The 23512-nt window shown below is 71.0% G+C and carries 17 protein-coding genes and 1 tRNA gene; 10 read left to right on the top strand and 8 right to left on the bottom strand.

Annotation, left to right across the window (positions count from 1 at the left end):
* Window positions 1-91: 91 nt before the first annotated feature.
* The gene (locus PED38_RS15575; RefSeq protein ID WP_270981905.1) at window positions 92-856 is read left to right on the top strand and encodes an SDR family NAD(P)-dependent oxidoreductase; all 765 of its coding nucleotides are present in this window, start codon (window positions 92-94) and stop codon (window positions 854-856) included.
* A 68-nt stretch (window positions 857-924) separates the two neighbouring features.
* Here the strand turns inward: PED38_RS15575 and PED38_RS15570 are convergent, their stop codons facing one another.
* Window positions 925-2166, bottom strand: a complete 1242-nt coding sequence (locus PED38_RS15570) for an acyl-CoA dehydrogenase family protein (protein ID WP_270981904.1) — start codon at window positions 2164-2166, stop codon at window positions 925-927.
* Entirely contained in the window at window positions 2163-3533 is a 1371-nt protein-coding gene (locus PED38_RS15565; protein WP_063072200.1) for an LLM class flavin-dependent oxidoreductase, read from the bottom strand. The genes PED38_RS15570 and PED38_RS15565 overlap by 4 nt, the downstream gene beginning before the upstream one ends.
* Window positions 3534-3824: 291 nt before the next feature.
* Between PED38_RS15565 and PED38_RS15560 the strand changes: the two genes are divergently transcribed.
* The 6 genes from PED38_RS15560 to PED38_RS15535 all read left to right on the top strand — a co-directional run bounded on the left by PED38_RS15560 (window position 3825) and on the right by PED38_RS15535 (window position 12719).
* Window positions 3825-4754, top strand: a complete 930-nt coding sequence (locus PED38_RS15560) for a trypsin-like serine peptidase (protein ID WP_063072201.1) — start codon at window positions 3825-3827, stop codon at window positions 4752-4754.
* 174 nt (window positions 4755-4928) lie between these two features.
* Window positions 4929-5894 (top strand): trypsin-like serine peptidase, encoded by a 966-nt coding sequence (locus PED38_RS15555; RefSeq protein ID WP_270981903.1) that lies wholly within the window; start codon window positions 4929-4931, stop codon window positions 5892-5894.
* A 91-nt stretch (window positions 5895-5985) separates the two neighbouring features.
* Window positions 5986-6948, top strand: coding sequence for a trypsin-like serine peptidase (locus PED38_RS15550; RefSeq protein ID WP_270981902.1), 963 nt, complete (start codon window positions 5986-5988; stop codon window positions 6946-6948).
* Between the two features lie 269 nt (window positions 6949-7217).
* Entirely contained in the window at window positions 7218-8741 is a 1524-nt protein-coding gene (locus tag PED38_RS15545; RefSeq protein ID WP_270981900.1) for an MFS transporter, read from the top strand.
* 144 nt (window positions 8742-8885) lie between these two features.
* A complete protein-coding gene (locus PED38_RS15540; protein ID WP_270981899.1) occupies window positions 8886-9377 on the top strand; it encodes a GNAT family N-acetyltransferase in 492 nt (163 codons plus the stop codon).
* Window positions 9378-9710: 333 nt separating this feature from the next.
* The gene (locus PED38_RS15535) at window positions 9711-12719 is read left to right on the top strand and encodes a DEAD/DEAH box helicase (RefSeq protein ID WP_254654550.1); all 3009 of its coding nucleotides are present in this window, start codon (window positions 9711-9713) and stop codon (window positions 12717-12719) included.
* A 7-nt stretch (window positions 12720-12726) separates the two neighbouring features.
* On the opposite strand, the gene PED38_RS15530 is transcribed toward PED38_RS15535, so the two are convergent.
* Both PED38_RS15530 and PED38_RS15525 read right to left on the bottom strand, forming a co-directional pair.
* Window positions 12727-13995, bottom strand: a complete 1269-nt coding sequence (locus tag PED38_RS15530; protein WP_063072206.1) for a PASTA domain-containing protein — start codon at window positions 13993-13995, stop codon at window positions 12727-12729.
* 129 nt (window positions 13996-14124) lie between these two features.
* The gene (locus PED38_RS15525) at window positions 14125-14592 is read right to left on the bottom strand and encodes a very short patch repair endonuclease (protein WP_270981898.1); all 468 of its coding nucleotides are present in this window, start codon (window positions 14590-14592) and stop codon (window positions 14125-14127) included.
* Between the two features lie 71 nt (window positions 14593-14663).
* Here PED38_RS15525 and PED38_RS15520 point away from each other — a divergent pair, with 71 nt between their 5' ends.
* Both PED38_RS15520 and PED38_RS15515 read left to right on the top strand, forming a co-directional pair.
* Window positions 14664-15683, top strand: a complete 1020-nt coding sequence (locus PED38_RS15520; protein ID WP_063072208.1) for a GIY-YIG nuclease family protein — start codon at window positions 14664-14666, stop codon at window positions 15681-15683.
* A gap of 493 nt (window positions 15684-16176) precedes the next feature.
* Window positions 16177-18306, top strand: coding sequence for a hypothetical protein (locus tag PED38_RS15515; RefSeq protein WP_131798134.1), 2130 nt, complete (start codon window positions 16177-16179; stop codon window positions 18304-18306).
* Between the two features lie 132 nt (window positions 18307-18438).
* On the opposite strand, the gene PED38_RS15510 is transcribed toward PED38_RS15515, so the two are convergent.
* From PED38_RS15510 to PED38_RS15500, 3 genes are all read right to left on the bottom strand, one after another.
* A tRNA-Pro gene (locus tag PED38_RS15510) sits at window positions 18439-18512 on the bottom strand.
* Between the two features lie 84 nt (window positions 18513-18596).
* Window positions 18597-19136: a hypothetical protein gene (locus PED38_RS15505; protein WP_270981897.1), complete on the bottom strand. Its 540-nt coding sequence runs from the start codon at window positions 19134-19136 to the stop codon at window positions 18597-18599.
* 158 nt (window positions 19137-19294) lie between these two features.
* Complete coding sequence (locus tag PED38_RS15500) at window positions 19295-20182, bottom strand: LamG domain-containing protein (RefSeq protein ID WP_270981896.1); 888 nt, start codon at window positions 20180-20182, stop codon at window positions 19295-19297.
* A 360-nt stretch (window positions 20183-20542) separates the two neighbouring features.
* On the opposite strand from PED38_RS15500, the gene PED38_RS15495 reads away from it, so the two are divergent.
* Window positions 20543-21910 carry an acyl-CoA dehydrogenase family protein gene (locus PED38_RS15495; RefSeq protein ID WP_270981895.1) on the top strand — a complete coding sequence of 456 codons (1368 nt, stop codon included), beginning with the start codon at window positions 20543-20545 and terminating at the stop codon, window positions 21908-21910.
* A gap of 91 nt (window positions 21911-22001) precedes the next feature.
* Here PED38_RS15495 and der read toward each other — a convergent pair whose 3' ends face one another.
* The gene (der, locus tag PED38_RS15490; protein WP_270981894.1) at window positions 22002-23510 is read right to left on the bottom strand and encodes a ribosome biogenesis GTPase Der; all 1509 of its coding nucleotides are present in this window, start codon (window positions 23508-23510) and stop codon (window positions 22002-22004) included.
* Between the last annotated feature and the right edge of the window lie 2 nt (window positions 23511-23512).

Below are 23512 nucleotides of genomic sequence, written 5' to 3'. Positions count from 1 at the left end.
GTGAGGAGGAAGCCGGCGCCGACGACGGCCGCGGGGAGCGCAGCAGCAGGCGATCGCCTCCTGCCGCTCGTGCGCACCGTACCCTGACCCGATGCACCTGCAGCAGCTCTTCGGACTCGACGGACGCACGGCGCTGGTGACCGGCGGCAGCTCCGGGATCGGACGGGCCATCGCCGAGGCGCTCGCCGCGGCCGGCGCGCACGTGCTCGTCGCCGCGCGCACCGAGGCCACGATCGACCTCGCGGTGGCGGGGATCCGAGCACGGGGCGGGGCGGCGGACGGCATCGTCGCCGATCTCTCGACCCGGCCAGGCGCGCACCTGCTCGCGGACCGGGCGCTCGCGGCGGGCGATGTGGACGTGCTGGTGTGCTGCGCCGGCATCAACCTCCGCCCGCCCCTGGCCGAGCTCGACGAGGAGGTCTGGGACGCCACCATGGCCGTCAACCTCGACGCGCCGTTCGTCCTCGGCCAGCGGCTCCTGCCCGCGATGGCGGAGCGCGGCCACGGCCGCGTCATCCACGTCAGCAGCCAGCAGGCGCAGCGCGCGTTCGCCGCGAGCGGCGCCTACGGGATGTCGAAGGCCGCCGTCGAGGCGCTCGCCCGCTCCCAGGCGGAGGCGTGGTCGGCCCACGGGGTCACCGCCAACGTGCTCGTCCCCGGCTTCGTGCCCACGGCCCTGAACGAGCGGCTGAGCTCCGATCCGGCCACGGTCGCCGCGCTGGCAGCGCGCACCCTGGTCGGCCGCAACGGCTCGCCCGCCGACTTCGCGGCGCCCGCCGTCTTCCTCGCGGGGCCGGGATCCGCGTACGTCACCGGTCAGACCATCGCGGTCGACGGCGGCTTCTCGGTCCACTGACGGCGGGTGCTGGCGCCGCGGACCCGGCCGGCTCCGTCAGCGCAGGGCCCCGTCAGCGCGGGGCCCCGTCAACGCGGGAAGGGCGTCGCGCCCACTCTGTCGTAGGCCGCCCACGCGCCGACCGGCCCGCGGCCCGCGACCGCGAACTCGCCGATCGCGCGGGCCTTGTAGACGGCCGGGTTGTGGCTCGCGACGACGCGCGCGTTCCGCCAGTGCCGATCCAGCGCGCGTTCGCGGGAGGTGGCGGACGCTCCCCCGACCTCGAACAGCAGGGTCGCGGCGGCGGGCACCTGGTCGACCGCGTGCACCTGCGCCTGGTAGACGGCGTTCTCGGCGGCGTCGAGCGTCGGGCGGTCGAGCGCCTCGCCGGGCGGGGCGCTCGCGACGGCCTCGTCGAGCAGGGACGCGGCCGCGAGCGTCGTGGCGCGCACGGCGAAGGCGGCCGTGGAGATCCGGCCGACGACCTCGAGCACCTGCGGGTCGTCCTTCGGGAGCGCCGCGGTGGCGTGGATGTAGGTGCGCGTGCGGCTGCGCACGAAGGCCACCGCGTCGCGCTCGACCTCCTGCGCGATCCCCGCCAGCACCGCCACGAGGTACAGCTGGTAGAAGGCCTGGATGTGGCTCAGCGGCGCCTCGCGGTAGGCGGTGACGGTCGCCGGATCCACCTCCACGGCCTCGAAGGTCGTCGTGCCGCTCGCGGTGAGCGTCTGGCCGAAGGCGTCCCAGTCGTCGACCGCGGTGACGCCCGGCGCATCGGTCGGGATCGCGAGCGTCACGCGCTCGACGCCGTCGGCGGCTGCGCGACCGGCGGCCAGGTAGATCCAGTCGGAGTAGAGCGTGCCGGTGGAGTAGTACTTGGTGCCGTCGAGGAGCCAGCGGCCGTCGCGCTCCGTGAGCGTCGTCGAGATGTCGGCGAGCGTGTTCCCGGTCTGCTCGCTGGTGGCGTTCCCGACGATGGCGCCGGACGCGATGCGGCGGATCCACTCCTCGCGTGCCGGACCCGGCGGCCGGCGCAGCACGAGCTCGACGTAGCCGAAGTGGCCGCGGAGCAGGTGCCCGACGTTCGCGTCGGCCGCCGACAGCTCGACCACGAGCTCCACGAGCTGGGCCAGGGACGCGCCGCGCCCGCCGTCGGCGACGGGCAGGCGGATCGCGCCGAAACCCGCCTCGCGGAGCAGCGCGACGGCGTCGAACGCGAGCTCCCGGGCACGCTCGCGGGCGACGGCGCCCTCGCGGATCCGGTCGAACAGCGGCAGGAACTCGGCCCGCAGCTCGGCGGTGGAGGAGCCCGACGCTGAGGCGACCGTCACGAGAACGCGCCCCGGTAGGCCGCCGCCGGGTGCGACTCCGGCAGCCGGTCGCGTCCCGTGAGCTTGTGCCGGAGCGTGCCGGGTGCGTACTCGCGCTGCTGGAGGCCGCGCTCCTGGAGCACCGGCGTCACGTGGTCGACGAAGTCCTCGTAGCTGCCGGGCAGGGTCCAGTTGATGACGTTGATGCCGTCGACGCCCGCCTCCTGCCAGCCCGCGAGCACGTCCGCGATCTGCTCGGGCGTGCCCACCACGCGACCGCGCAGCTTCGCGGAGAGCCGCGCGAGGTCGGCGATGGTCGGCTCACGGTCGGGCGACGCCTCGCGCAGCCAGTTCAGGTGGCTCTGCCCGGCCTGCGTCTCGACCTCGGAGAGCGGTGTCGCCGGATCCAGCTGCTCGCCGGTCTTCGGGTCGAAGCCGAGGTTGGAGTGCAGGAGGAACCCGTCGGCCGAGAGGTACTCGTCGATCTCGGCCTCGTTGCGCTTCGCCTCCTCCTCCGTGCTGCCCGTGATGAAGGAGAGCCCGAGCCAGAAGGAGAGGTCGTCCGCCCGGCGTCCGGCGTCCACGGCGAGCGCCCGGGTGTCCTCGATGAGGGCGCGGGTCTTCTCGGGCGTCGACGACAGGATGAACTGCGCCTCCGCGTTCCGGGCGGCGAACCGGCGGCCCACGGGCGAGGATCCGGCCTGGAACAGCACGGGCGTGCGCTGCGGCGACGGCGACGACAGGTGCGGGCCGGCCACCCTGTAGCGCGGCCCTTCGTGGTCGATGCGGTGGATCCGGGACGCGTCCGAGAACACCCCGCGCGCCTTGTCGCGCTGGAGCGCGTCGTCGTCCCACGAACCCTCCCACAGCTTGTAGACGACGTCGAGGTACTCGTCGGCCCAGGCGTAGCGGGCGTCGTGGTCCTCGAGGCCGTCGTGCCCGAAGTTGCGGGCGGCGCCGTCGAGCGCGCTCGTCACGACGTTCCAGGCGATGCGCCCGCGCGTGATGTGGTCGAGCGTCGAGACCTTGCGCGCGAAGTCGAACGGGTGCGCCTGGAGCACGGAGCTCGTGAACGCGAAGCCGAGGTGCTCGGTGCTCACGGCGAGCGCCGAGATCAGCACCGACGGGTCGTTGCTCGGGAACTGCAGGCCCTCGCGCGCGTTCACGTCGTAGGCGCCGTCGCCCGGACCGTAGAGCCCGACCACGTCCGCGAAGAACATGGCGTCGAAGCGGCCTCGCTCGAGCGTCTGCGCGAGGTCGACCCACAGGCGCACGTCGTCGAACTCGTGCTGCCGCGCCGACGGGTGGCGCCACAGCCCGTGCTGGATGTGGCTCGCGGTGTTCATCACGAACGCGGCGAAGCGGAGCGGGGGCCGGGCGTCGGGCATGGGGGTCCTCTCGTCGGGATCCCAGCGTCGCACGGGTGGGGAAATGCGGGCCCGGCGGATGTAGCGGTCCGTCACATGGGAGTTGTGCACCGCGCACACAGGAACGCCCCAGCAGCCGCTACCGTCAGCGCACACGGACGCGGGGCCACGATCTGGCGCCCGGCCCGTGCCCTCCTCTCCATCTGCACCTGCACCCGCACCCGCACCCGCACCTGCACCTGCACCTGCACCTGCCCCCCTCCGGCGCCGACGCTCGTCCGCGCCGTCACTCCCCCGCCAGGAAGGTCCCTCATGCACCCCCATCACCCGCGTTCGCACCGTCGAACATCTGCCGCGATCGCTGCCGTCTGCCTCGGCGCCGCCCTCCTCGGCGCCGCGGCACCCGCGTCCGCCGCCCACCGGGACGCGTCCGCGTCCGTCGTCCGCGTCGCGGTGCCCGCCGCGCAGGGCTCCGACGCGGTCGCCTACTGGACGCCCGAGCGCCTGGCCGCCGCGACGGAGGACTCCGGCTCCGGCGACGCCGCATCGGACGCCGTGAGTTCGGACGCCGCGCGCACCAACGACCAGGCCGAGCAGGTCGCCACCGTGTCGCACATCGGTCGCATCTACTACGTGCAGGAGGGCTCCGGCCACTTCTGCTCGGCGAACGTGGTCGACTCCGCGAACGGCTCGACCATCGCGACGGCCGGGCACTGCGTCACCCGTGACCAGACCTTCTCGACCAAGATGGTGTTCTACCCGCAGTACGAGTCGGGCGGCTCCCCTTACGGCGTCTGGCCCGTCGTCGGCGGCAACGTGCTCACCGGCTGGTACCAGAAGAACGACGACGACCAGGCGGAGGACACGGCCTTCATGGCCGTCGCGCCCGACAGCGACGGGGACACCGTCGCCAGCGTGGTCGGCTCATCGCCCGTGCTCTTCGACCAGCCGGCCACGCAGCTCGTCTCGGCGTACGGCTACCCCGCCGTCGGGCGCTTCGACGGCGAGCACCTCGACCGGTGCATCGGCACGGGCACGGCAGCGGGCACCGCGCAGATCGACCTGGCGTGCGACATGACGGGTGGCGTCTCCGGCGGCCCGATCTTCGCCGGCGCGGGCAGCGATGGCGCGCAGTTCTCGAACGTGGCCGAGTACGACTACACGGTCACCCACAACATCGGTCCGCTCTGGCAGGCGGCGGCGCAGTCGGCGCACGACCTCACCGGGGCGATCGGGACCTGATCCCGCACGGGGGACGACGAGCGCTCCGCGTCACGCGGGCGACGTCGTCCCCCACCGCCGGCATCCGCCGTCGGGATCGCCGCACCAGGAGACAGGCACCACCCGCATCACGGCGCGGACGACCGTCCGCGTCGTCTCCGCCACGAGCCCGTGGCCCTCTCCGAAAGATGCTCCATGCCCTCTCGCATCACCCCCTCCGGATGCCGGCCCCTCGCCGCCGTCGCCGTCATCGGCCTCACGGCCGCCCTCCTGGGCGTCGCCTCCGCGGCGTCCGCCCACGAGTCGACGGCACCCGCCGTCGCCGCCATCTCCGCGTCCGGCTCGGCGTCGGCCGTCGGCTTCTCGGTCTCGAGCGCCGAGGCCGCGTCCGCCGTCGCGGTCTGGACCCCGGAGCGTCGCGCCGCGGCCATCGACCTCGACGGCGTCAGCGGATCCGCGCCCGCCCACGACGCGCTCGCCGCGTCGGCCGCATCCGCCGTCTCGAACGCGCAGCGGATCGCGCCGGTGTCGCACATGGGCCGCCTCTTCATCCACCGGGACGGCGACTACTTCTCCTGCAGCGCCAACGTGGTGGAGTCGGCGAACCGGTCGACCATCGCCACCGCCGGCCACTGCCTCACCTCGCACCAGGTGTTCTCGACCGACATGGTCTTCTACCCGGGCTACGAGGAGGGCCAGCCCGCCGTCGGCGAGTTCCCCGTCGTCGGCGGCAACGTCACGACCGGGTGGTACCAGCGGAACGACGGCGACCAGGCCGAGGACACGGCGTTCCTCGCCGTCGGCCACGACGCCGCGGGAGACGACCTCCAGAGCGTCGCCGGTGCGTCCCCCGTCCGCTTCTTCGAGCCGGCCGCGCAGGAGGCCAGCATGTACGGCTACCCCGCCGGGCCCCCCTTCGACGGGAGCGAGCTGGAGCGCTGCGCCGGCCCGGGCCACGCGACCTCGGCCATGCAGATCGACCTCGCCTGCAACATGACCGGCGGCGTGTCCGGCGGCCCGATCCTCCAGGGCGACGGGCCCGACGGCGCGCAGTTCGGGAACGTGGCCGAGCTGTCGTCCGACGGGACGCACAACGTCGGTCCGCTCTGGCAGGACGACGCGGAGTCCGCCTACGACCTCACGGCGGCCATCGCCGTGTGATCCCGGAGCCGACACGGCTCCACGACGCATCGACCGGGCGCGGACGCCGTCCGCGCCCGGTCCCCACCCCAGTGCTCCCGAGAGGATCCCCATGCCCCACCGCACCGCTCCCCCCGCCCGACGGCGCCTCGCCGCCGTCGCCGCCGTCTGCCTCGGCGCCGCCCTCCTGGGCGCCGCGTCGTCGGCCACCGCCGCCGAGCACGCGACCGCGATCGCGCCGAGGGCCGACGCCGTCCGGGTCGCCGTCGACGTGACGAGCGCGCAGGCCGACGACGCCGTCGCGTTCTGGACGTCCGAACGCCGCGCCGCCGCGATCGACGCGGACGCACTCACCGCCACGTCGGACGACGCGGCCCGCTCCGACGCCGTGCGCCCGGACGCCGCCGCGGACTCCGCCCGCGCCGTCCCGGCGGCCCCGGTCTCCCACATCGGCCGGATGTACTACATGCAGGCCGGAGTCGGCTACGCGTGCACGGCCAACGTGGTCGAGTCGGCGAATCGGTCGACCATCGCGACCGCGGGCCACTGCATCACCCAGCACCAGGTCTTCTCGGACCACATGATCTTCTACCCCGGCTTCGACTCCGGGCCCTCGGCCTCCGGCGCGTGGCCGATCATCACCGGCTACGTCCCCTCCGGCTGGTACGAGCGCAACGAGAACGACCAGTTCGACGACAGCGGCTTCCTCGCCGTGAAGCGGGACACCTCCGGTCGCGACATCCAGAGCGTCGTGGGCGCCTCGCCCGTGCTGTTCGACCAGTCGAACGCCGAGCGCGCGGCGGTCTACGGCTACCCGGCCGCGGGCCGCTTCGACGGCCGGACGCTGCAGCGGTGCGGCGGCCTGACCGAGGGCGTGTCCGTGGAGGAGTTCGCGCTCCCCTGCGACATGAACGCCGGATCCTCCGGCAGCCCCGTCTTCGCGGGCGACACCGCCGACGGCCCGCAGTTCGCCAACGTCGCGGAGCACTACGGCGACAGCAGCCACGTGCTCGGCCCCGTCTGGCAGGGCACGGAGCACGACGCGTACGACCTGGCGGCGGCCGTCGCGAACTGACGGGGCACCACGCGCCGAGGGCGGTCGGTGGGCGCGATGCCCGCCGACCGCCCTCGTGCGTGCGGGGCGTCCGCCGGTGCGGTGTCCGCCGTGACGCGCTCGGCTCGCTCCGCAGTCCCCTCCGCGTGTGACGTCCCGTGACCGGCGGGCGTTACGCGGCGTGACCGCGGGCCTTCCCCATGCGGGGGATCACGGGCCACGGTGGGCGGCACCCGAGCGGATCCCCGCCCGGCCTCCCCCTGCACCGCAGCCGCACCGCTGGAGACGCCATGACCACCGCCCCGCCCGCCGCATCCGCCGCACCGCCCGCCACGCCGCCCGGCGGACCCGCCTCGCCCGCCACGCCCGAGGCTCCGGCCGACGTGTCCCGCCGCCGACGCCGCGTCCTCACGGCGTCGTTCATCGGCACCACCGTCGAGTACTACGACTTCTACCTCTACGCCACGGCGTCCGCGCTCGTGTTCGGCAGCCAGTTCTTCCCGAACCAGACGCCCGCGGTCGGCCTGCTCTCGTCGTTCGCCGCGTACGGCGTGGGGTTCCTCGCGCGGCCCATCGGCGGGATCGTCGCCGGGCACCTCGGCGACCGCATCGGCCGCAAGCGCATGCTCGTCTACTCGCTGGTGCTCATGGGCATCGCGTCGACGCTCATCGGCGTCCTGCCCACCTACGCGACCATCGGCCTCGCGAGCGTCGTCGGCCTCGTCTTCCTGCGTCTCGTGCAGGGCATCGCGGCGGGTGCCGAGTGGGGCGGATCCGCGCTGCTGTCCGTCGAGCACGCCCCCGCCCACCGCCGCGGCCTCTTCGGCGCGTTCACGCAGATGGGATCCGCGGGCGGCATGCTGCTGGCCACCGGCGTCTTCGCGGCCACGCGCTTCGGCCTCGGCGAGGAGACGTTCCTCGCGTGGGGCTGGCGCCTGCCGTTCCTCCTCAGCGCCGTGCTCGTGGCCGTGGGCCTCGTGATCCGCCTCCGCGTGGAGGACGCCGCCGAGTTCCGCGACATCAAGGCCGCCGGGCAGGTGGAGCGCTTCCCGCTCGGCGTCGTGCTGCGGAAGCACCCGCGCGCCGTGCTCATCACCGCCGGCCTCCGCCTCGTGCAGCCCGCGCTCTACTCGATCCTCACCGTCTACACGCTGTCCTACCTCGCCCAGAAGCGCGGCGACTCGGGCGTCGCTCTCACATCGGTGCTCATCGTCTCGGCGCTCAGCGTGCTGACGACGCCGCTCTGGGGCTGGATCTCCGACCGGGTCGGCCGCCGCCGCCTCACCATCGCGAGCGCGGCCGGCATCGGGATCCTCATCTGGCCGTTCTTCGCGTTCCTCGACTCCGGCCCGCTGCTGCTCCTGCCGCTCGTCTTCGCGCTCGGCATGAACGTCTTCCACGACTCGATCTACGGCCCGCAGGCCGCGTGGTTCGCCGAGCAGTTCCCGACGGGCGTCCGCTACAGCGGCGTCTCGCTCGGCTACCAGGTCGGCAGCATCTTCTCCGTCGGCCTCACGCCGCTGCTCGCCGTGCTGTTCCTGCAGTGGGGCGGCGGATCCCCGTGGATCCTCTGCGCGTACATCGGGCTGTACGCGGTGCTGACGATCGCGGCGGCGCTCGCGGCGAAGGATCCGGCGCGGGAGGCGGTCGCGGGGCGGCGGGGTGCTGCTGCGTCCGGGGCCGGGTCCGGGGCCGGGGCTGGGGCTGGGTCCGGGGCCGGGTCCGGGTCCGGGTCCGGCTCCCGCGGCGAGGACGACGCGGCCGGATCCGTCGCGGTCGAGCTCCGGGAGCGGGAGCGCGCGACGGCGCGGTAGCGACGGGTGGTCGAGGGCGGGGTGGATGCGCCCCGCCCCTCGATGCGTCCGCGACCGTCCGCGTTCCCGGCCCGGTCTCGCATCGACGGCCCGGTCTCGCATCGACGGCCCGTCCACGGCGGACGGCACCCGTATCGTGTCGGCATGACCGCCGCACCGACCGTCCGCCCCGCCGTGCCCGCCGACGCCGACGGGATCGCCGCGGTCCACATCCGCACCTGGCAGGAGACGTACGCGCACCTGCTGCCGGCGTCGTACCTCGACGGGCTCGACGTCGCGGCGCGCGCCGAGGACTGGCGCGGCACGCTGACCTCCTCGTCCGCAGCGCCGCCCTTCGTCGCGCTCATCGGCGACCGCATCGTCGGCTTCGCCCTCTCGGGACCGGCGCGCGACGAGGATCCGCCCCGCCCCTTCCAGCTCTACGCGATCAACGTCATCGCGTCCGCCCACGGCTCGGGAGCCGGCCAGGCCCTGTTCGACGCAGCCGTCGGCGACTCCCCCGCCTACCTCTGGGCCGCCGACGACAACCCGCGCGCGGAGGCGTTCTACCGGCGCAACGGGTTCACGCGCGACGGCGGGGTGGAGCGGCAGATGTACCAGGGGGCGGAGATGGTCACGGTGCGGATGGTGCGGTGAGGGTGGCCGGGCGGCGCATCTCCGCGCGGCCCGGCACGACCAGTAGCCGCTATACCACGCGCCGCGCCCTCGGAGTGCGGCGCCCCCGAGCCAGCGGCCATCCGTGATCATGTCCGAATGGACGAACGACGCACGCAGGACCATCAGCTCCGCACCTTGCGCTTCTGGCTGCTCTTGGAGCTGCTGAATCCGCAGGCGGCCCCCTCGATCACCTCTCGGACCGACACCTCCGAGGCCCGGGTCACGGCCTGGCGTCCTGGTGATCCCCTGCCGTGGAAGACGATGGCCCCGCCCCCTCCGCGTCACGGCTCGAAGCGCGTATGGCGGCACACCGTGTACCTCAGTGCGTATCCCCTCGAGGCGACATTCGCGCGACTGCACGCCCTGTTCCCCGAGGATCGCGACGCCTACCAGGAACGCCCGGGCGGCACGACGGCGGCGGCTGGCCTGCTCGTCGACGACGACGGCAGGTACGTCCCCGATTCCGCGATCCTGTCGTCGGCCTCTTGGGCGGTCGGACACCTGTCGAGCTCGGCTACGACGAGCCGGGAGTGGATCGACGGGTTCGGCCGCGCGGCGGAGGCATGGACCGGAGCGGTCGACGAGCACGAGGGTGTGCGTGCGGAGGCGGGGGAAGCCGGCCTCGCTCCCCTCGACGATGAGGCCCTCAGCGGACTCCTCCAGCTGGCCCATGCCTCGGCGGGACTGGTGGGCGATGCCGACCTCGCGACCGACGCCATCCGGATCCAGAGCGTCCCCATGTCGCTCCGGACCGCGGAGGGCGCACCCGAGATCGACTTCCTCAACAGCTTCCACCTCGAGGACCTCACCTCCGTGTCCGAGCAGGTCGCCAAGGGCGAGGTGGGAGCCGCCCTGTCGGCCTACCTCACCGGCGACGGGGACCTGGCGGCGGATCGGCGCGTCGACGTGGTCGCGGACATCGACGCCATGGAAGCAGGCGCCGGGATCGAGCGGCTCCCGAAGGGCAGATGGCCCACGAAGCCGTCGCATCCGCTCGCGACCAGCCAGCAGTTCGCCGTCGACCTCGCGCTGCACGACCTGATGCCGACGGCTGGCCTCATGGGGGTGAACGGCCCGCCCGGGACGGGCAAGACGACGATGCTGCGCGACATCCTGGCGGGCAACGTCACCGAGCGCGCCCGTCGCCTGTCCGCCCTGACGAAGCCCGAGGACGCGTTCACGTCCGTCGTCCACCAGTGGAACGGACCTCAGGGCCACAGGATGTCCGTGCCGCAGCTCCGACCCGAGCTCACGGGCTTCGAGATGGTCGTGGCGTCGTCCAACAACTCCGCGGTGGAGAACATCTCCTCGCAGATCCCCGGACGCGACGCGATCGACGAGAGGTGGCAGGGATCGGCGGACTACTTCGGTGAGCTCGCGTCCCTGGTCATGAGGAGGAACGGCGCGTCCACGCCGTCCTCGGACAGCGACGGCGCGGAGGCGTGGGGACTCGTCGCGGCGAGGCTCGGGCGGAAGGAGAACCGCAGCACGTTCTTCTCCTCCTTCTGGTTCGGAGAGCAGAGCGACGGGCGCGCGGCGGATGGTCGTGCGCCCGTACGGGGCATGCAGGAGCTGCTGACCCAGTGGAGGGACGGGTCGGAGGCGTTCCGTCCGTGGGATGACGCTCGGCGTGCGTTCCAGATCGCCGAGCGGAGGGTCGACGACCTGATCCGCGAGCGGAGCGAGGCGGACGCCAGACGCCGCCTGCTCCCGCGCCTGAGGGAGCAGGAGCACGCGACCGCGGGCGCGGTGGTGCGCCTGGAGACCTGGGCGGCGCAGGTGGAGACCGAGTCCGCGGCTCATGCCGTCGCACGAGCGGAGGCCACTGCGGCGCTCGATCGCGCGGCGGGCAGGATCCAGGACCATGTGCTCGTCAAGCCGGGCCTCGGGGAGACCTTGTTCACCCTCGGACGCGCGGTCCGTGAGTGGCGTCTGGCGCTGCGGCCGTTGGAGGTCGCGCGGGACCAGGCCGCGGCCCGCGACGACGAGGAGCGACGACGCTCCGAAGCCGATGGCGTCGCCCGGGCACGTGCCGCGGAGGAGGTGCGTGCCGCCCGCCAGGAGCTCTCCGCGGTTCGCCATCGTCTGGCGACGACCACGAAGGAGTGCGAGGCGGACGACGCCCGCGTGCCCGGGCCCCGCCCCGGGGCTGGCCGAGCGGATCACGAGAGGGAGATGATCGCGCCCTGGCTCGACGCGACGCTCGACGCGGCGCGCTCCGATCTGTTCCTCGCGGCCTTGGATCTGCACCGCGACTTCCTCGCCAACGCGGCGTCGACCATGGTCCGTGGTCTGCGCGCCGCATGCCAGGTAGTGGCCGGCAGCTCTCCTGCCGACCTCGAGAGCGAGAAGCTGAAGGCGGCGTGGCAGCTCTTCTTCCTCGTGGTCCCCGCGATCTCCACCACGTTCGCGTCATCGGGCCGCATGTTCGGCTCGCTCGGACGCGAAGCGCTCGGTTGGCTGCTCATCGACGAAGCCGGCCAGGCAGCACCGCAGCACGCCGCCGCCTCGATCTGGCGGGCTCGACGGGTCGTGGCGGTCGGAGATCCCCTCCAGCTCCCGCCGATCATCTCCGTGCCGCAGAAGACCGTCGGGGCGCTCGCGAAGGCGCATGGGGTGACTCCCGCGTGGATCCCGCCTCGTGCGTCGGTGCAGACCCTCGCCGATCGGGTGGCCCGCTTCGGCACATCCCTGCCTCAGGGCGACGAGACCGTGTGGGTGAGCGCACCGCTGCGCGTCCACCGCAGGTGCGACGATCCGATGTTCACGATCTGCAATCGCATGGCGTACGCGGGACTGATGTTCCACGCGGTGCCCGACAGGTCACACGCGACGCCTCCGGACCGGTTCGACGGACCCGACGGTCCTCGCATCACGCCCAGCCACTGGGCAGATGAGCCGGCGACGACTCCCGGCAGCCACCTGCAGCCCGGGCAGTTGCAGCGCACCCGGAGCGCGATCGACTACCTGCTCGGGCTCGGCGTCGGAGCGGATGAGATCATCGCCATCTCGCCCTTCCGTTCGGTCGCGGATCGTCTCGGCGCTCTCAAGCACGACTACCCGGGGCTGACGGCAGGGACCATCCACACCGCCCAGGGACGCGAAGCGGAGGTCGTGCTGCTCGTACTCGGTGGTGATCCCGACAAGCCCGGCGCACGAGCATGGGCGGCGGAGAGCGTCAACCTGCTCAACGTCGCGGTAAGCCGCGCTCGTCGGCGGCTGTACGTGGTCGGCGACCTGGCTGCGTGGCGCCAGCAGCCCTACTTCAGCCAGGTGGCCGCCGCGCTCCCCGCCCAGCGACGCGGAGGCGGCGCCGAGTGAGGTCCCGTCACATCGTGTTCCAGTGGTACTTCCCGCTGGCGTCCGGGCCCTTGCCGCCGCACTTGTAGCTGCGTCCGTTGTCCGCCTGCGCCACGGTGCCCACCGAAGAGCAGAAGCCGCCGGGGTTGATGCCACCGGTCTGCTGCGCGGGCTCGGGAGCCGCCGGCGCCGGAGCGGCCGGCGCAGGTGCCGGCGCGGCCGGCTTCGGAGCGGGAGCCGGAGCCGCGGGCGCGGGGGCCGGCGCGACCGTCGGCTCGACGGTGGGCTCCGGGGCGGGCGCCAGCAGCGTGAGCGTCACTGTGGATCCGCCGTCGACGCGCGACCCCGGCGCCGGGCTCTGAGACTTCACGGTCATGCCGTCGGTGACGCTGGTCTTCTCCCCCGACTCGAGCACGTACTGGACGACGTAGCCGGCCTCGCGGAGCAGCGAGCGGGCATCCGTCGCGGTCTTCGCGCTGACGTCCTCGACGACGTGGACGACCGGCGTGGGCTTCGCGGACGGCGTCGGGGTGGGGCTGGGGGTCGCGGTGGCGACTGCCGCCAACGCGGGCGCTGGAGCCGAACCGGAAGCACCTGCGGGCAGCGCAGCGCCGACGATGAGCATCAGGACGGCGCCGACCGCGGTCACCGTGCCGCGGGGACGCGAGGTGAGGGCGGGGACAAACCCGCGGCGTCCGAAAACGACCGTGTAGAGGGCGGCCGCGAGCGCGACCAAGCCGAGGGACACAAACATGCCCCGGAATCCGCCACCGGCTGCGCTGATGAGGATGACGAGCGCGGCCACGGACGCGACGATCCAGGTCGCCGCCGGATGGATCCCCGGGCGGGTGTCGCCGAGGACCGCGGTCGACGCCGTAGGCGCGACCGGCGCCCCGACGGCCGTGGGGGCGGGCCACGCGGGCGTCGGTGCGGGGATCGCGATGGTCGCCGCCATCCGCTCCGCCTTGGCTCGGACGGTAGCATCGCGCTCCGCGGCCTTGGCCTGCATCGCTGCCTCCCGCTGTGCGACTTTCGCGGCCCGCTGCTGCTCGGCGACGGCGGCGCGCTCGGCCTGGACCCGCGCGGCATCCGCGGCGCGAGCGGCCTTCGCCTGCTCGGCCTGCTGCGCGGCGGCGACGGCGGCCAGCACCGCGTCTTTCGGCGCCTGCGCCTGGGGCGCGACTGGCTGCACCATCGGCGCGAAGTGCTGCGTCCATGCGGCGCCGTCCCAGTAGCGGAGCTGGCCGGATCCGTCGGGGAACCAGCCGGCGGGGGCGGCAGAGGGGACGTCGGGCATGGAGCTCCTCGGGTGCGTGCCACGACGAAGGGGTACGCGGCAGGTGGTGTCGTCGAGTGACGACGCCTGAGGCTATGAGCGCGCTCTCTCGGGCGTAAGCCCTCGTGTGGGGGTGAAAGGGGGGCGGGGCTACTGGGATCCGCTGCCCCGATCGGCGTCGTCGGGATCCCTCGGAGTCGACACCGACAAGCGCGCCTTCTCGACCGCAGCGATGATCCGGTCCGCCACCTCCCGCGCCGGCTCGCGCTCCCAGAACCGCAGCACGGTCCAGCCCAGGTCGCGGAGCACCGTGCTCACCTCCGCATCGCGCTCGACGTTCCGCGCGAGCTTCGGGATCCAGTAGTCGGCGTTCGCCTTCGGCAGGTGAAGATGATCCGGGCAGCTGTGCCAGAAGCACCCGTCGATGAAGACGGCGATGCGCTGGCGGGTGAACGCTATGTCGGCACGGCTGCGCGTCTCGCGGCACACACGGAAGCCGACTCGGTACCTCATGCCCTCCGTGTGCAGGATCCGCCGCACAGCCAGCTCGGGAGCGGTGTCGCGCCGCTTGTTCGAGCGCATGACTCGTCGGGATGCGTCGGATGAGGCCCAGGACATGGGCAAGAGGAGAACACGGACGTCCGACTCACTCGCCTCGCGCCACAGGTTCGATTGCCTAGCCTGACCTCATGCCCATCCCGTTGCATCCGTTGACCTTCACCCGATACGACATGACGGAAGGAGGGTCTGCTGCCGCGCTGTTCGCCGATTCGTCGGAGGTCAGCGGCATCTACGTCCTCGAATTCGAAGACGAGATGCGGTACGTGGGCCAGACGCGTGAGATCGTCGCCAGGTACGCGACCCACCGTCGCCATCACGGCGACATCGTCGCGCTCAGCTTCGCACCGTGTGCCGTCGCCGACCTCGACGAACACGAGCGGCAGGAGATCCGCAGGCAAGAAGCGCGACACGGACTCCGCAACCTCAGTCTCACCGGCAGGCCCGCCGGAGAAGGGGACCTCGAAGTGTTCGTCGAGAATGGGGAGAGCGTTCTTCTGCCGTGGGATCGCGAGCGGCGTTTGCGCCTCTCCGAGGAAGGCGAGCACACGCAACAGCGCAGGTTCTGGGATCTGGCCCGTCGACCCGATTACGACGCGATGGCGGATGCCCTGGCGATGTACATCGATGAGTGCATCCCTGACCCGTTCGGCACTCAACGGGTCCTGTGGACGATAGCGGCATTGCCCACTACGTCTCGACGATCCCACCGACGCAGGCTCTTCACCCTCTCTTGCGGCGGTCGCGAGACCCTCTTCGCCCATGAGGTCCGGGATGGGAAGAGCAGCCGGCTCGAGATCTGCCTGAACGTCGACGGAGAGCGGGTGCGGGAGTCCCAGTCCACATCCGCAGGACACGCCTTCGCCGCCTCGGTGCTGTTGCGCCTGGAGGAGGTGGCCTATGGCGACGAGATCGTCCACCGAAAAGCGATGCATTCGTGGTCACAGCTGGAATGGGTGATCTCTCGCTCGCAGATCGTGGAGGGGGCCTACCGTCTCAACACCATGTTGATGCGCCGGCGCGCATCGCCCTACCGTCGGCATCACAACCAGCCCTTCGCCGACGATCTCCTGCGTCGCGCGGAGCTCAGGAGCCGATCGACTTCGCCGACTGGCTGTAGCGGATCCCTCCTCACACCAGGCGCTCGATGAACTTCCCGCTGACCTCGGGTCAGATCAGCCCGACCCCGTAGTCGTCCAAGAGACTCTCGAGGTCTCGGGGAGGTTCGGACGGCAGGAGGACGGCCTTGTGCGCGTGATCGAGTGATCGGCCGTAATCGAGAATCTGCACGAGCGCCATTCGCAGGTCATTTCGAGTCGCTGACCCCTTCGCCTCCACGAGAACTCTCCGCGAAAGGTCGAAGGGTCAGCGGACAAGCAAGCAGGATGGCCGGTCCACGTGTGCCGCGAAGGACCCGCTGGCGTCTAGGTCGCTACCCGAAGTTGCTGCCAGTCCAGTTCCGACCCTCTTTTCCTCAGCGAGGAACGAGGGCGCTCACCGCTCATTGCGCTCTTGCAGTATTCTGACGCCGAGCAAAGCCAGCCCAAGGCGTAACGAGAACGTCACGCATCTAGACGATCACCTGTGAGCTTCCATGGGCGAGGCACACTGCCTGTTGGATGAGAACGATATGGAGGCTAGCCCGTGGCGCGCAGAAAGAGACAAAAGCGCTCTTACAATAGGACAGAGTCGAATGAGAAGAAGGAGTTCGAATTCGGCATCTTGGTAGTGCACGGCGTCGGTAATCAAAACCGCGGCTCCACCTCCGCGCTTCTTGCAGAGCGCTTACGTCGCACATTCGAGGAGTTGGGTATCGATACCAGCACAGAATCACAGGGCACCACGCGGCAGTCAATCGCGCCAAGGCGATCCACTACCAGCCGGATGACCGTAGGGGACGACACAGAAGTCCTGATTTCAGAGGCCCACTGGGCCGATCTGATCAGAACCAGCCGAGGTAAGAAACTAAGCGACGTAACGCAACGCCTGTTCTATGTATTGAGCATATTGCCGTACCTTGTCGCTATCAGCATCAGTCCCCGATCACACGAGCCACTGAATATCTACGCGCCCAGTGAAAAAAGCTTCTCCTTGCTGCCTTCGTCGATCAGGGCGCAGCTGCGGGAAATGACCCTGTGGACCCCCACCTTTTGGAGGTTCCTCACATTTCAAGGCGTACTTCTTGTCGTGTGGTTCAGCGTAACGACATTATCAGCCACACTCTACCTCCCCCTACTCGCTTCGCTTGCATTGGCGAGCTGGCTGAACCTAAGGGGCCACTGGGACATAGTCGAGCACATACGCGTAATCGGCAAAGAAAGTCCGATTGATTACGCGATTCAAGGGCGCATCGTGGAGCAGCTGGATGTGCTTTCTGCGAAATGCCGCTACATCTGGGTCATCGGACACTCGCAAGGCGGTTATCTTGCCCATGCCGTGCTATCCCGAGACACCGCCAAGAGGTGGCCGAACGTAGTGAAGTTCACAGGGTTAGCATCGGGCTTGCGTCCGATTCACCTCATCAACACCGTTCGTGGTCGGGAATGGACAGTCAGCGGTTGGCTCATGATATTCGCTAACTCCCTACTGTGTTTCGGCGTGCTTCTGGCATTTGAACCCGGGGGGCTACTCAACAGTGACAGCTTCCGAGCGTTGATGCAGTTGCTTATTCTATCGGTCACTCAAGTGAATTATCTACTCGAGGTCCCTTCGGCGGTGGACGAGGCTTTCCGCGACCCTTTCCCCTCGAATTGGATCAGTCTGGCTTTGCTCATTCCAGGCCTAGCCTGCTTCGCTGCCGGACTTCGCGCTCGCAAAGATGTCGAAGGCTCAGTCAAGCCCATCCGCGACCTGCCGAGGAAAATCGCATGGGAGGAACTATCTTCACCAAGCGACATCGTTGGAAGCATGTCAATCCCGGAGCTCCCTGAAGCAGCCCGTTGCCGAACCGTACCCAGCCTCCGCAATCCGATCGGAGATCATCTCTTCAGAAGCCAATTGTCCTACAGATCTATTTTCCGACTTGAAATTGCCGAGTGGTTAACGCGCAAGAAGGCCGACGATGCGATGCGCCCAGATCTCTCAGCCCTCACCCGACACCTTTCGCGCATTTCTGAGCGCGCGTATACACTTCGTCTCGCGATTCACATGCTGTACTTCTTCCTCGCAGTTCTCTTCCCCACTTTGTGGGGCGCGTCGATCTTCGGTTCGATTCAAGCAGCATTTCCGGTTGCCGCGCTCCTGACGTTACTAACGCTCTCGATCTCTTCCATCTGGTGGCTCGTGAACGCCAAACACAGCATTACAGCGTTTCTCCTGGCGATGCGCGAACGCACAGTCCCGACGTACTCAGGAAAGACCGGCAGGAGCGAAGCAATGTTATTTATCACATTATTTTCGGCCTTCGTGTGCGCGCTGGGAGCCGTAGGCATGACTGTGTACTCTAGCCAGCTCGCAAGTCTAGGAGCTCACGCAGCCTTGACCTCCGTGGTACCGACGCTCAGCACAGTCGGGGCGTCAGCCGCTGGTATCACGCTCTTCGCCCTCTTGGCGTTTTGCCTAGCTCTTGCTGAAGTGAGAGGCGTTCGCCTGATTCTGGCGATCAGCATAGTTATTGCAATATATGACCTCCATGCTTTGATCTCACTGGGAGGCCCGTGGTTCAGCATGAGCGCGCCCGGAGGACTCGTCATGGTCATAGCCATGGTCGCGCTACTGAGCGCTTTCACAGCGGCTCGGCCACTGCAAGCCGGATCTCGGAAGAAGCAGCGCTAGCCCGCTTTCGAGCTGAAAGGAGACGACGCACTCGACTGTTGCAGGTCCTCGCACGGCGCCGCACTACGACTGTGGGGCTGGAAACGACGAATGCCCCGGCCGGACCCATGAGGTCCTTCCGAGGCATGTCCGTCGGGCTGACAGGATTTGAACCTGCGACCCCTTGACCCCCAGTCAAGTGCGCTACCAAGCTGCGCCACAGCCCGCTGTCCCATCGCTGGGCAACTCGTAGAGCCTACCGCATCGGCGGCACTGCTCCGGCACGTCCGGGGAGGCGAACCGGCACCGGATCAGGCGGTCGCGCCACCCGACGGCCGCGCCGACGACGAGCCCGCCGCCGCACCCCGGGCCACCCGCCCCGGCTTCGGAAACGCGTCCCGCATGTGGTCGCTCCGCAGGATGTCCGCCACCCCGATGAGCAGCAGCGAGAAGACGATCTGCTCGATGACCATCCAGAGCGGGTACAGGCCCGGGATTGCCGCGATCACCAAGGTCACGATGGGGAAGATCTGGCTGAAGAGGCGCAGGCGCGAGTACGCCCACCAGTAGCCGGCCGAGGCGCGCCAGGCGAAGTAGTAGAGCGTGACGGTCATCGCGAGCACCACGAAGGAGCGGAACCAGACGGCCGGCGCGATGGCGACGCCGTCGGAGGCGAGGGTCAGGGCGATGGCCACGGCGGTCGCGCCGACGGCGGTCTCGGCGACGAGGATCCACCGGATCCAGCGGAAGGCCCTGGCCGTGAACGGGTGGTCGCGCTTGTCCTCGGCGATGACGTGGCCCGCCTGGCGGCCGGCCGCGATGCGGTCGAGACGGCTGAGCAGCTGGTCCACCGGTGCGATCCTCCACGGTCTCGTGAGCGGGCGTCGGATGCGCCCGGATCAGGGTACGACGCGTCGCCGCGTGCCGGCCGCGAACGCACAGCTCGGCGCCCGATGGACAGGGCGTCCCGCCCGGCCGACGACCGCGCATCGCAGCCCGCAGCCCGCCCTCACATCCCCGCCACGCGATGCGCCCGCACCTGCTCGGGCGTGAGCACCACCGAGTACACGGCCGCGAAGCGCATGCTCCCGACGAAGTGGTACTGGCCGCTACCGCTCCAGGTGGCGAGGTTGTCCCAGCCGAGGCGCCAGTAGCCGGTGGTCGCCTGGGTCGCGCGCGCCTGCGCGTTCGCGGCGACCTGCACGCCGTCGAGGTGGAGCGCGCTGCCGGTGGACGGCGACACGGTCACGACCGCGTGGTGCCACGCGCCGTCCGCGACCGGGCCGGGGCTCTGGATCACCTGCTGACCGCCGGGGCCCACGATCCCGAACGCGAGCCGGCCGGTCGTGGTGATGTAGAGGTGCCGGTCGAACAGCATCGACATGCCCGCCGGGGAGTCGCCGAAGCCGATCAGCCGGCCGCCGCGCACGGTGGTGCGGAACCACAGCTCGAGGCTGAACGTCGTGGGGTTCGACTGCTGCAGCGGCGAGGTCACGTACGAGGGGAAGAGCGCGTTGTCGGCCAGCGCGTACGAGCCGCCCGCGTCGCGCGGGCACGCCTGCGGGGTCGTCGTGACGCTCGTCATGCCGTTGCGGTAGGTGCCGGGGTACGCGCCGGTGTCGGTGTCGGGCGCCGTGGTGGATCCGCTCGGCTGGGTAAGCGACCACGAGAACAGGGCGCCGTCCCGCTCCCCCGCCTGCACCGCCGCGCAGGAGAAGAAGCTGGCGGAGGAGGCGGAGTTCACCTCGCCCGCCACCTTCGCGACGTACGCGCCCGACGTGCCGGGCACGAGGAGGAGGACGCCGCAGAGGGCGGCCAGGGCGATCCCCGCGGCCACGAGCGGCCGGCGGCGTCGGCGGGCCTCGGGGTCGGCCCACGGTCGTCGCGCTCTGGTCATGGCGGGGCCCCCGGCTCGCTCTCGGCGGTGGATCCACGGGTCGTGCCACCGCGGGCGGCCCCCGACGCCCATCCGCCCAGTGTGCGGCGACCGCCCACGGGATGCGCGTGTCGGGAACGCGGGGATCCGCCGCGGCGGTGCTGGTTTCGCACGGGGTCTCCGCCGGGAGCGGGGCGGTGACGGCCGCGGCGACCCGCCCGGAGGGACGGCACATGACGACCTCATGACACCCCGTGACGCCCCGCGTCGTCACACCGCGCAACCCCGCGTCACACCCCTCGCGAGACGCCGGGGCCCGCCCTACCGTGGCCCCACCGCGAGGCGCGGCACCGGTCGCGCCCCTTCACGAGAGGACAGGACATGACCCTGATCGACCGCGAGCCCCGACCCGCATCCGGCTCCCCCGCGCCCGCCCCCGGCTCCGCGAACGCGACAGCGACCGCGACCGCGACCGCAGCCGCGCACCCGCGCGCATCCGCGGACCGCCCGCGCCCCGCCCCGCTCGGCGACGCGCCCGTCGACCGCTGGAAGGGCGCGCCCCGTCCCACGACGCCCGCCGCCTGGATCGCCCGCGCCCGCGAGGTCGCCGACATCCTCGCCGTCGACCAGGTCGAGCGCGACCGCGCCGGCGCCAGCCCGCACCAGGAGGTCGCGCTCCTCAAGCACGCCGGCCTCGTCACGCTCCTCGGCCCGGCCGAGCACGGCGGCGGCGGGCAGACCTGGGACACCGCGTACAAGGTGATCCGCGCGGTCGCCCGCGGCGACGGATCCATCGGCCAGCTCCTCGGCTACCACTACCTCTGGGCGTGGGCGGTGCGGCTCGTCGGCACCGATGCGCAGATCGAGGCCGTCGAGAAGCTCGCGACCACCGGGAACCTGCTCTTCGGCGGCGCCGTGAACCCCCGCGACTCCGACCTCGTCATCCGCGAGGACGGCGACGAGCTCGTCTACTCGGGCCGGAAGTCGTTCTCCACGGGCGGCGTCGTCTCCGACCTCACGGTGCTGGAGGGCGTGCTCGAGGGCACCGACACCCACGTGTTCGCGATCGTGCCGACCGACCAGCCGGGCATCGTCTTCGGCCACGACTGGGACAGCCTCGGGCAGCGGCTCACGGAGTCGGGCTCGGTCGAGATCCGCGACGTGCGGGTGCCGTGGACCGACGCCGCCGGCTTCGTGGACAAGGTGTTCCAGCCGCTCGTCTACGGCACGCTCAACGTGCCGGCGATCCAGCTGGTGTTCGCGAACTTCTACCAGGGCATCGCGGAGGGCGCGCTCGAGACGGCCGCCGCCTACACGCGGAGCACCACGCGCGCCTGGCCCTACGGCGGCGACGACAAGGAGCGCGCGACCGACGAGTGGTACGTGCTCGAGGGCTACGGGCAGCTGCAGTCGAAGGTGTGGGCGTCGGAGGCGCTGCTCGATGCGGTGGGCGCCGAGATCAGCGCCGTGCTGCACGCGCCGCGCGAGAAGCTCACGGAGCGCAAGCGCGGCGAGATCGCCGTGCGGGTCGCGGCGGCCAAGGCGCGCATCGCGGAGGACGGGCTGGAGGTCGGCACCAGGATCCTCGAGCTCACGGGCGCCCGCGCCTCCTCCGCGAAGGCCGGGCTCGACATCTTCTGGCGCAACCTGCGCACGCACACGCTGCACGACCCGATCCCCTACAAGCGCCGCGAGGTCGGCCGGCACGTGCTGCTCGGCGAGATCCCGGAGCCGACCTGGTACACGTGATCCCCGCCCCGACGACGACGGACGGCGCCGACCCCGAGAAGGGATCGACGCCGTCCGTCGTGCTGCGAGCCGGAGCCCGCGGGAGCGAGCGCTAGCGCTTCCGCTTCTCCCGCACGCGCATGTTGACGATGATCGGGCTGCCCTCGAAGCCGTAGATCTCGCGCAGGCGGCGCTGGATGTAGCGGCGGTACTGCGGGTCGAGGTACCCGGTCGTGAAGAGCACGAATGTCGGCGGCCGGCTGGACGCCTGCGTGCCGAACAGGATGCGGGGCTGCTTGCCGCCGCGCACGGGGTGCGGGTGCGCCGAGGTGAGCTCCGCGAGGAACGCGTTGAACTTGCCCGTCGCGATGCGGGTGTCCCACGACTCCAGCGCCGTCTCGAGCGCCGGCACGAGCTTCTCCATGTGCCGGCCGGTGCGCGCCGAGATGTTGACGCGCGGCGCCCACGACACGTGCGCGAGGTCGGTCTCGATCTCGCGCTCCAGGTAGCGGCGGCGCTCGTCCTCGAGGAGGTCCCACTTGTTGAACGCCAGCACGAGCGCGCGGCCCGACTCGAGCACCAGCTCGATGATGCGGATGTCCTGCTCGCTGATGACCTCGGAGACGTCGATCATGACGACCGCGACCTCCGCCTTCTCCAGCGCGGCGCTCGTGCGGAGCGACGCGTAGAAGTCGGCGCCCTGGGCGAGGTGCATGCGGCGGCGGATGCCGGCGGTGTCGACGAAGCGCCACACCTTGCCGGCGATCTCGACCTGCTCGTCGACGGGATCGCGCGTGGTGCCGGCGAGCTCGTTGACGACCACGCGCTCCTCACCCGCGGCCTTGTTGAGCAGGCTCGACTTGCCGACGTTCGGGCGGCCGAGGATGGCGACGCGACGGGGTCCGCCCACCTCCTCCTTGGCGACCTTGGAGACGAGCGGCAGGGTCTTCAGCACGAGGTCGAGGAGGTCCGCGACGCCGCGGCCGTGCAGCGCCGAGACGGGGTGCGGCTCGCCGAGGCCGAGCGACCACAGCACGGCGGCGTTCGGCTCCTGGCGCACGTCGTCGACCTTGTTGGCCGCGAGGAGCACGGGCTTGTTGGTCTTGCGGAGCAGGCGGACGACGTGCTCGTCGGTGCTCGTGGCGCCCACGTTCGCGTCGACGACGAAGAGCACGGCGTCGGCGAGGTCCATCGCGATCTCGGCCTGCATGGCCACGGACGCGTTGATGCCCTTCGCGTCGGGCTCCCACCCGCCGGTGTCGACGAGCGTGAACCAGCGGCCCGCGTGCTCGGCCTTGTAGGAGACGCGGTCGCGCGTGACGCCGGGCGTGTCCTCGACGACGGCCTCGCGGCGGCCGAGGATCCGGTTGATGAGCGCGGACTTGCCCACGTTGGGGCGGCCGACGACCGCGAGCACGGGCAGCGCCGGCAGGTACGTGACCTGGTCGGGGTCGTCCGTGACGGTCTCGAGGACCTCCAGGTCCTCGTCGTCGAGCTCGTAGTCCTCGAGCCCGGCGCGGAGCGTCTGCGCGCGCTGCGCGGCCAGGTCCTCGTCGATGCTCGACAGGCGCTCGGAGAGCCCGCTGTCGAGCTCGGGGAAGTCGTCGTCGTGATCAGCCATGC

Origin of the sequence: Clavibacter sp. CT19 (assembly GCF_027858075.1) — a bacterium.
In the GTDB taxonomy this organism is placed as follows: Bacteria; Actinomycetota; Actinomycetes; order Actinomycetales; family Microbacteriaceae; genus Clavibacter; species Clavibacter tessellarius_A.
Note: the sequence above shows the minus strand (reverse complement) of the source record. Positions and strands in the feature narration are given on the sequence as shown.

What these genes read in the sequence shown, in the direction of transcription:
- PED38_RS15575 (WP_270981905.1), top strand. Translation starts at nt 92, where the DNA reads ATGCACCTGCAGCAGCTCTTCGGACTCGACGGACGCACGGCGCTGGTG.
- PED38_RS15565 (WP_063072200.1), bottom strand. Translation starts at nt 3,533, where the DNA reads ATGCCCGACGCCCGGCCCCCGCTCCGCTTCGCCGCGTTCGTGATGAAC.
- PED38_RS15560 (WP_063072201.1), top strand. Translation starts at nt 3,825, where the DNA reads ATGCACCCCCATCACCCGCGTTCGCACCGTCGAACATCTGCCGCGATC.
- PED38_RS15555 (WP_270981903.1), top strand. Translation starts at nt 4,929, where the DNA reads ATGCCCTCTCGCATCACCCCCTCCGGATGCCGGCCCCTCGCCGCCGTC.
- PED38_RS15550 (WP_270981902.1), top strand. Translation starts at nt 5,986, where the DNA reads ATGCCCCACCGCACCGCTCCCCCCGCCCGACGGCGCCTCGCCGCCGTC.
- PED38_RS15545 (WP_270981900.1), top strand. Translation starts at nt 7,218, where the DNA reads ATGACCACCGCCCCGCCCGCCGCATCCGCCGCACCGCCCGCCACGCCG.
- PED38_RS15540 (WP_270981899.1), top strand. Translation starts at nt 8,886, where the DNA reads ATGACCGCCGCACCGACCGTCCGCCCCGCCGTGCCCGCCGACGCCGAC.
- PED38_RS15530 (WP_063072206.1), bottom strand. Translation starts at nt 13,995, where the DNA reads ATGCCCGACGTCCCCTCTGCCGCCCCCGCCGGCTGGTTCCCCGACGGA.
- PED38_RS15525 (WP_270981898.1), bottom strand. Translation starts at nt 14,592, where the DNA reads ATGTCCTGGGCCTCATCCGACGCATCCCGACGAGTCATGCGCTCGAAC.
- PED38_RS15520 (WP_063072208.1), top strand. Translation starts at nt 14,664, where the DNA reads ATGCCCATCCCGTTGCATCCGTTGACCTTCACCCGATACGACATGACG.
- PED38_RS15500 (WP_270981896.1), bottom strand. Translation starts at nt 20,182, where the DNA reads ATGACCAGAGCGCGACGACCGTGGGCCGACCCCGAGGCCCGCCGACGC.
- PED38_RS15495 (WP_270981895.1), top strand. Translation starts at nt 20,543, where the DNA reads ATGACCCTGATCGACCGCGAGCCCCGACCCGCATCCGGCTCCCCCGCG.
- der (WP_270981894.1), bottom strand. Translation starts at nt 23,510, where the DNA reads ATGGCTGATCACGACGACGACTTCCCCGAGCTCGACAGCGGGCTCTCC.